Origin of the sequence: Paraburkholderia caffeinilytica, from assembly GCF_046030355.1 — a bacterium.
Lineage (GTDB): Bacteria > Pseudomonadota > Gammaproteobacteria > Burkholderiales > Burkholderiaceae > Paraburkholderia > Paraburkholderia caffeinilytica_B.
This window is the reverse complement of record NZ_JAQQCQ010000056.1, coordinates 1-2,067: the sequence shown is the minus strand read 5'-3', so window position 1 is coordinate 2,067 and position 2,067 is coordinate 1. Positions and strand designations below refer to the sequence as shown.

Below are 2,067 nucleotides of genomic sequence, written 5' to 3'. Positions count from 1 at the left end.
CGCGGGCAGGGAGAATCCTTGAAGCGCGCAGGCTGACTACCGTGCTGCTAACTTCTGGCAGGCAGGGATCAAGCGATCCCTGCTGCGAAGGCCTCTACGGCCTGTTTGCCGTGAGCCGCTATTTAGTGGCCTGTTTTCAGCTGCGCCCAAAGACGGTTTTCAAGCCGAAGGATGTCGGTCGGCAACGGCTTCATCAGGGTCATCTTCTTCAGCACATCCACCGTCGGGTACACACCCTGGTCATGCAAAACAGCCGGTGTGACGAACTGGCGCGCGGGGACATTGGCGGTCGGATAAAAAACCTCGTTCGTAATGGCCGCGTTGACTTTCGGGTCCTCGATGTAATTGATCCATGCGAGCGCCGCTTCGGGGTGCGGTGCATCCTTCGGAATCACCATCATGTCGAACCACACCAGCCCGCCTTCCTTCACGTTGTTGAACTTGATGTTGTATGAACGCTTCGCTTCCTCCGCACGGCGATGTGCGATACCGACGTCGCCCGACCAGCCGAACGTGACGCAAATGTCGTTATTCGCAAGGTCGTTGATGTAGCCCGACGAGTTGAATTGTGTGATGTACGGACGAACCTTCTTCAGCACTTCGTACGCCGCCTGGTAGTCAGCGGGACTTGTGCTGTTCGGATCCTTGTGCAGGTATTGCAGCGTGGCGGCGAATACGTCGACGGGCTGATCGAGGAACGATACGCCGCAACTCTTCAACTTGGAGATGTACGCCGGATCCAGCACCAGCGCCCAGCTGTCAACGGGTGCATCCGCACCCAGAGCCTTCTGCACGGCCTGCACGTTGTAGCCGATGCCGTCGGTGCCGTACGCGTAGGGCGCACCGTACTGGTTGCCCGGATCAGCCTCGCTGATGATTTTCATCAACGTGGGGTCCAGGTTGGCCAGATTAGGGAGTTTCGACTTGTCGAGCTTCTGGTACACGCCGGCCTGAATCTGCTTGGCCATGTAGTTCGACGTCGGCACCACGATGTCGTAACCGGAACTGCCTGCGAGCAGTTTCGCCTGCAGCGTGTCGTCGCTATCGTAGTTGTCGTACTTGACCTTGATACCGTCCTGCTTCTCGAAGTTCGGGATCGTGTCCTTGGCGATATAGTCCGACCAGTTGTACACGTTCAGTTCCGTGTCGGCAGCCACGGCCGGCGTGACCGACAGTGCACAGAGGCTGCTGAAAGCGAGCAACGCGGCCCCCGCGGCTGCATGGCGAAGATGACGTCCAGTATGACAAGCGCTCATATGTTCCCCTAGTAAGTAAAGAAGCCGGTGCGAGCGTCTCTCGGTGCTCTTGCCGGACGAAATTGGCGTTGAGGCAAGCCGCGTTATGGCGTGGCCTCAAACGTGCAGCAGCAAATGCCGGCGTTCCCACGAGCTGATCACGCGGAAAAACGCTTCGTATTCGGTTTCTTTCAGTGCGAGGTAGGCCTTGACGAATTTCTCGCCGAGAATCTCGGCCATCGGTTCGCACGCGCCCATCAGCGTCAGTCCCTCTTCCAGATTGCGCGGCAACTGGTAGGGCAGTTCATATCCGTCGCTGAGCAGCGGCTCGGTCGGTTCCAGGTTTTGCGTCATGCCGAGATAGCCAGCAGCCAGCGTCGCGGCAATCGCCAGATACGGATTGCAGTCCACACCCGGAATGCGGTTTTCGATGCGGCGCGCAGCCGGGCCCGAATGCGGAATCCGGAAACCCACCGTGCGGTTGTCATAACCCCACGCCACGTTGATCGGCGCCGCCATGAAGCGCGACAGGCGGCGATACGAGTTGATGTACGGCGCGAAGATCGGCATCAGCGCCGGCGTGTATTTCTGCAGACCGGCGATATAACCGGTGAACAGCGACGTCGGCTTGCCGTCCGCACCGGTGAACAGGTTGTGGCCGGTTTCTTCGTCCACGAGGCTCTGGTGCATGTGCATCGCCGAGCCCGGTTCGCCTTCCATCGGCTTGGCCATGAAGGTCGCGTACATCTTGTGGCGCAGTGCGGCCTCACGCACCGTGCGCTTGAACAGGAACACGCTGTCGGCGAGTTTCAGCGGATCGCCGTGCATGAAA

The 2,067-nt window shown here is 59.3% G+C and carries 2 protein-coding genes; both read right to left on the bottom strand.

Features of this window, described 5'->3' with window-relative positions:
* Window positions 1-122: 122 nt before the first annotated feature.
* A complete protein-coding gene (locus PQQ95_RS36490) occupies window positions 123-1,256 on the bottom strand; it encodes a polyamine ABC transporter substrate-binding protein (RefSeq protein ID WP_408447239.1) in 1,134 nt (377 codons plus the stop codon).
* A gap of 96 nt (window positions 1,257-1,352) precedes the next feature.
* A partial coding sequence (locus tag PQQ95_RS36485) for a glutamine synthetase family protein (RefSeq protein ID WP_408447222.1) occupies window positions 1,353-2,067 on the bottom strand: 715 nt, incomplete at its 5' end.

Excerpts from the sequence above, each read along its gene's own strand:
- PQQ95_RS36490 (WP_408447239.1), bottom strand. The coding sequence starts at position 1,256 with ATGAGCGCTTGTCATACTGGACGTCATCTTCGCCATGCAGCCGCGGGG.